This is a genomic window from Sphingomonas sp. DC5200-1, from assembly GCF_049897245.1.
Lineage (GTDB): Bacteria > Pseudomonadota > Alphaproteobacteria > Sphingomonadales > Sphingomonadaceae > Sphingomonas > Sphingomonas aquatilis.
The window spans coordinates 1-4,504 of the sequence record NZ_JAFCVW010000028.1; the positions used below are offsets into that span (position 1 = coordinate 1).

5 protein-coding genes are annotated in these 4,504 nt (G+C 60.7%); 3 read left to right on the top strand and 2 right to left on the bottom strand.

Features of this window, described 5'->3' with window-relative positions; translation table 11 throughout:
• Window positions 1–322: 322 nt before the first annotated feature.
• On the bottom strand, window positions 323–976 hold the full coding sequence (locus ACP7A3_RS20770; RefSeq protein ID WP_056432838.1) for a recombinase family protein: 654 nt from the start codon (window positions 974–976) through the stop codon (window positions 323–325).
• A gap of 250 nt (window positions 977–1,226) precedes the next feature.
• Here ACP7A3_RS20770 and ACP7A3_RS20775 point away from each other — a divergent pair, with 250 nt between their 5' ends.
• The 3 genes from ACP7A3_RS20775 to ACP7A3_RS20785 all read left to right on the top strand — a co-directional run bounded on the left by ACP7A3_RS20775 (window position 1,227) and on the right by ACP7A3_RS20785 (window position 4,098).
• A complete protein-coding gene (locus ACP7A3_RS20775; RefSeq protein ID WP_043061538.1) occupies window positions 1,227–1,475 on the top strand; it encodes an AbrB/MazE/SpoVT family DNA-binding domain-containing protein in 249 nt (82 codons plus the stop codon).
• On the top strand, window positions 1,468–1,866 hold the full coding sequence (locus ACP7A3_RS20780) for a type II toxin-antitoxin system VapC family toxin (RefSeq protein WP_043061521.1): 399 nt from the start codon (window positions 1,468–1,470) through the stop codon (window positions 1,864–1,866). The genes ACP7A3_RS20775 and ACP7A3_RS20780 overlap by 8 nt, the downstream gene beginning before the upstream one ends.
• A gap of 240 nt (window positions 1,867–2,106) precedes the next feature.
• The gene (locus ACP7A3_RS20785) at window positions 2,107–4,098 is read left to right on the top strand and encodes an ATP-binding protein (RefSeq protein WP_131588978.1); all 1,992 of its coding nucleotides are present in this window, start codon (window positions 2,107–2,109) and stop codon (window positions 4,096–4,098) included.
• 147 nt (window positions 4,099–4,245) lie between these two features.
• Here ACP7A3_RS20785 and ACP7A3_RS20790 read toward each other — a convergent pair.
• Window positions 4,246–4,504: hypothetical protein (locus ACP7A3_RS20790; protein ID WP_426257025.1), on the bottom strand; the 259-nt coding region annotated here is incomplete at its 5' end.

Genomic DNA, 4,504 nt, shown 5'->3' on the forward strand with positions numbered 1-4,504 from the left:
ACCGTAGAACAGCGCGCCTTGCGCCACCTGCCGACCCATCATGTCCATACTCCCGCCGCCTGGCAGGAGTGAATCACGCCTTCCTCGTCGTCGCAAGCACGCGTTTTTCAACAGTCTCGTCTGGTTGTGACACCTGCGTAGCACCCCAGCTTTTCCGCGGGTCTACAGGTGTCGGAACCCCGTGTCAGAATGGCAGGTTGGAAGCGACTATGCGCGATTATCCTGCGGTGATACCCAGGATGCCGCTCTGCTGCTCCACGCGGAGACCAATCCGCGGTGGGGTTCGGTCTGCCACGACCCGCAGGTAAAACATGTACGGTACTCAACTAGTCTTCTGCGGCTGAGCGGCCCTTGAGCGGTGGAGCGCGGTCACGCGCTTGACGTGGGCGATGCTGCACCCGGCGAGCTCCGCGGTCTTCGCGATGCTCATGCCCGCCTCGCGCAGACCTACGATGCGCCGGTGGTGGGCGAGGTCCGGCTTGCGGCCGGTGTACCGCCCCGCCCGCTTGGCAATCTCGATGCCCTCGCGTTGCCGCTCGCGCCGGGTCTCGTAGTCATCCCGCGCCGTCTGCAGCGCGACCCGCAGCAGCATGTCCTGCACCGCCTCCAGCACGATGCGCGCCACGCCTGCGCTATCAGCTACCAAGTCCGACAGGTCCACAATGCCCGGCACCGCCAGCCGAGCCCCCCTGCCCCGGATAGCATCCACCAGCAGTTCCGCTTCCTGCAGAGGCAGGCGGCTGATGCGGTCGATCTTCTCGGCCACCACCACCTCGCCCGGCTGCAGGTCCGCCACCATGCGCAGCAGCTCCGGCCGGTCCGGTCGCGCGCCCGACGCCTTCTCCCGGTATACGGCCGCGACATAAAAGCCGGCCGCCCGCGCACCAGCCACAATGCTCTCCTGCCGCGTCAGGTCCTGCTCGTCCGTGCTTACCCGCAAATACACCCGCGCCGCCCTAACCTCGCTGCCTGCCACCTGCTCATCACTCCTACTTGGCGTTGTTGGGTATACCCTTGTGAGCCAGTCATGCAGCAGTCGGCTCAGATCGGCAACTACCGGTCCTACGTAGCCTAGCTAAGCGAGCCGGGTCTAAGTAGCTGCTCCATCATCGATGAACGCTATATTGGTGATCGGCCGTGCATCGATCCCTGCCTCCACGCTGGTGTCCGACTTTGCTCTCCGGTATAAGGCCGTTGGGCGGGTAAGAGCAGCGGGTTTGGTGCAGATGGAAGCACAGAGGGTCAAGATCGTGGACGGTGGTAAGCTCGTGATCCCGGCGGCAATGCGCCGTGAGCTCGGGATCACCACGGGTGACACCGTTCTCGTCGATGTGGACGATGGCGAGCTGCGGGTACGTTCCGTGCCTAAGGCACTTGAGCGTGCTCGCGCGATCCTGCGTAGGTATGTGCCCGAAGGCGTCGGTTTGGCTGGCGAGCTGATCGCGGAGCGTCGGCGTGAGGCGGAGCGTGAGTAGCAAAGTCGTACTCGACGCCTCCGCCCTGCTCTGCCTTCTGAATGATGAACCCGGGGCGGATCGGGTAGTCGATGTCCTGACTCGCAGCATCATTGGAACAACCAACCTCGCGGAGGTCATTTCCAAGCTACGGGTCCGAGGACTGCCACTTGACGACGTGCGTGAGGCGCTTGGCGGGCTGCACCTCGATGTCCGGCCGCTTACTCCTGCCCAGGCGCTCATAGTAGGCGACCTTCGGCCAGCGACGATGGCGCTCGGCCTGTCCCTCGGCGAGCGGGCATGTCTTGCCTTGGCGATCGACTTGCAAGCTGAGATGTTTACGACAGACGGACCTCTGGCGAGCGCGGACGTTGGCATTACCATCACCAACGTGCGACCGCGGACGGTGTAGTCGCAAGTTCGTGCTTTTGGGTACGGTATGCTCAACCTACTGGGTCAGCAGACGCGTTCGCTATGGCGCAAGGACAGGCTCGCCGCGATCGCTGCCTGAGATATAAGCGGCCGATCCGTTGGGGAGACAGGACCATTGCCGGCGCTCACGCCTAACATCGAGAACCGCGTCCGAAAGCTACCCAAGCCCTCGAACGCTACGCAGAGCCTGCAGCCGCTATTTGAGGCCGTGAGCAATGCCATGTTCGCGATCGAGGATGAGTTTGACGATCGCGTGTCCGAAGGACGCATCGACATATCCGTTTCGCATCTAAGCGACCCGGCGAAGATCACCATTGAGGTCGCTGATGACGGGATCGGGCTCGATCAGGAGCGGTACGGAGCATTCTGTACCATCGATACAGATTTTAAGCGGAGCAAAGGCGGCAAGGGCGTGGGGCGCCTGTTCTGGTTAGACGCCTTCGACGGGATCACTATCGAAAGTGGGTATCGCGACGCCACAGAGTTCAAGCGGCGGTCGTTCGAGTTCGTCCTCAATAATGCCGAGCAAGTTGTGCCGACGTACGAAGATAAGCCGGACTCGGCCGGGCACCACGGCACAAGGGTGCAGTTCCGCGGTCTCCGTACGAGAGAGTATGCTGACCCCTTCCCCAAACGAGCCGACACCTTCATGCGCTACTTCAGCGCGCACTTCATTGCGGACTTTTTGCTAGGTGGTGGTCCGACGATCCTCGTCGATGTGGACGGTGAGGTGACAGAATACCCGAAAGCGGTTTCTGACCTCGTCGTTGGCGAGCCGATGCAGGCAACGATCTTGAGCGACGAGTTCGGCGAGCTCCAAATCACCGGCTTCTTTTGCAAGCCTGAGGCGAGCACGGGTTTGGAGGGCCTTCATCAGCTGCACCTTCTGGCCAATGGACGTACCGTCGAGAGCCGAAAGGTTGACAACTTGCTTGGCGTCGAGCGTCTGGAGCGTGATGGCGAACAGGACCTCGCCTTCCATGGCTGCGTTTCGGGCGAGTACCTCGATCTACGGGTCAATGAGGGGCGAACAGCCTTCAACCTTACGGAGCGAACGCTCAAGCAGATCAGCCGGCAATGTATGGATGCCGTTCGATCGCAGATGATCCCAGACCAGGTGCGGCGCTACTTCGAAACGCGGAGGGAGCGGTACGAGTCCTTCGTCGAACGCTACCCCACTTACGGTTTTGACGATGACGATACACAGCTCGGCCGAGTGCCGCTTCATGCGGCGACGCCAGAGGAGTTCGCTTCTTTTCTCGTTAAGTTTCAGATCCGGCGGGACGAGGAGCGACAGGATGCGCTGCAAAGGCTCATTGATGCGCTTGACGCCGGAACCGTCCCCTTCAGTTTCGGCCAGACCGTCTCGGATGCAGCTCGCGAAATTCAGGCTTCGGAGCAGCTAGCCCTCGCGCAGCACGTCGTGCGCCGCAAGCTTGCTCTGGAGCTACTCGAAAAGCTCATCACTAGGATCAGAAGTCGCGATGGCAGTGCCGACGACTATCACCTGGAACGGACCCTTCACTCCTTCATTTGCCCGATGAACGTTCGTGGCGATGACGTGACTGAGCTGAAGAGCCGGGCGCACGAGCTCTGGATCGTCGATGAGCGGCTCGCCTTCACGCGCGCGTTCTCCTCTGACAAGCGCCTTGATGAAGTACTGGTTGAAGGCGGTACGGCCGATCGGCCAGATCTATTCCTATGGGACTTGGCTTACGGTCTGAGCTCCACTGATCCTGACCAGCCCGATGCGGTTGACCTATCGGAGCCGCTTCGCCGGGTTATGGTGGTCGAATTCAAGAAACCCGGTCGGCGAAACTATAGCGGTGCCAAGGACCAGATAGAGCAACAGATCACAAGGTATTTAGCCCAAATGCAGGGCGGAGAAATTGAGTCGTTCGGACGCTCACGCGTCAGGATAGCCAAGGATTGCATCTTCTATTGTTATGTTGTTGCTGACATTGTGGGGGACTTGACCCAGCAGCTATCGAGTTGGGACACGACTGCGAACGGCCAAGGTCGCATTAGGCCTCTGCGCGGCGCTTATAGTGGGCAGATAGAGGTCATTCAGTGGCAGGACTTAGTCAATGACGCTTGGATGCGGAACCGGTCGACACTGCACGCTGCTGGGCTGAGCCGAAAGAGACTGATGCCTATGAGCTCAGTATCTGCAAAGCCAGGGTCGGTTGATGACGATGATTTCGGTGATTGAGCGGAGGTCGAGGGCTGGCCTGCCGTCGTGTGCTCGATTGCGCCGAGCATCAGCAGATACGACCTAGGTAACCTGCTAGCGCAACCTGCATAGATCCAGCTGCGCGTTAGCCGCGGAACATCCACTCTTTCAGGTTCAAGTCTGCCCTTAAAGGTGCACGCTCCAGAGCGCGACGTCGTCCACTGATTCGGGAAAACCTACAGCTTCGGGTACGGTCGCGGCCATGACGAGTGTGGTAGTTTGGCGGCGGCGCGAGCTGATGGATCGAGGAAGCTTGATTGAAGCATGGGTGTCAATCGGCGTCCAAAAAGGACCCCCTATCGGCGTGCAAAAGGGACCCCCTTCGTCGAGCAGCGTGACGGGTATGACGGGCGCACCGTTCGCGCTGGTTGCGGCGTAGGGCGGG

Excerpts from the sequence above, each read along its gene's own strand:
- ACP7A3_RS20775 (WP_043061538.1), top strand. The coding sequence starts at position 1,227 with ATGGAAGCACAGAGGGTCAAGATCGTGGACGGTGGTAAGCTCGTGATC.
- ACP7A3_RS20785 (WP_131588978.1), top strand. The coding sequence starts at position 2,107 with ATGTTCGCGATCGAGGATGAGTTTGACGATCGCGTGTCCGAAGGACGC.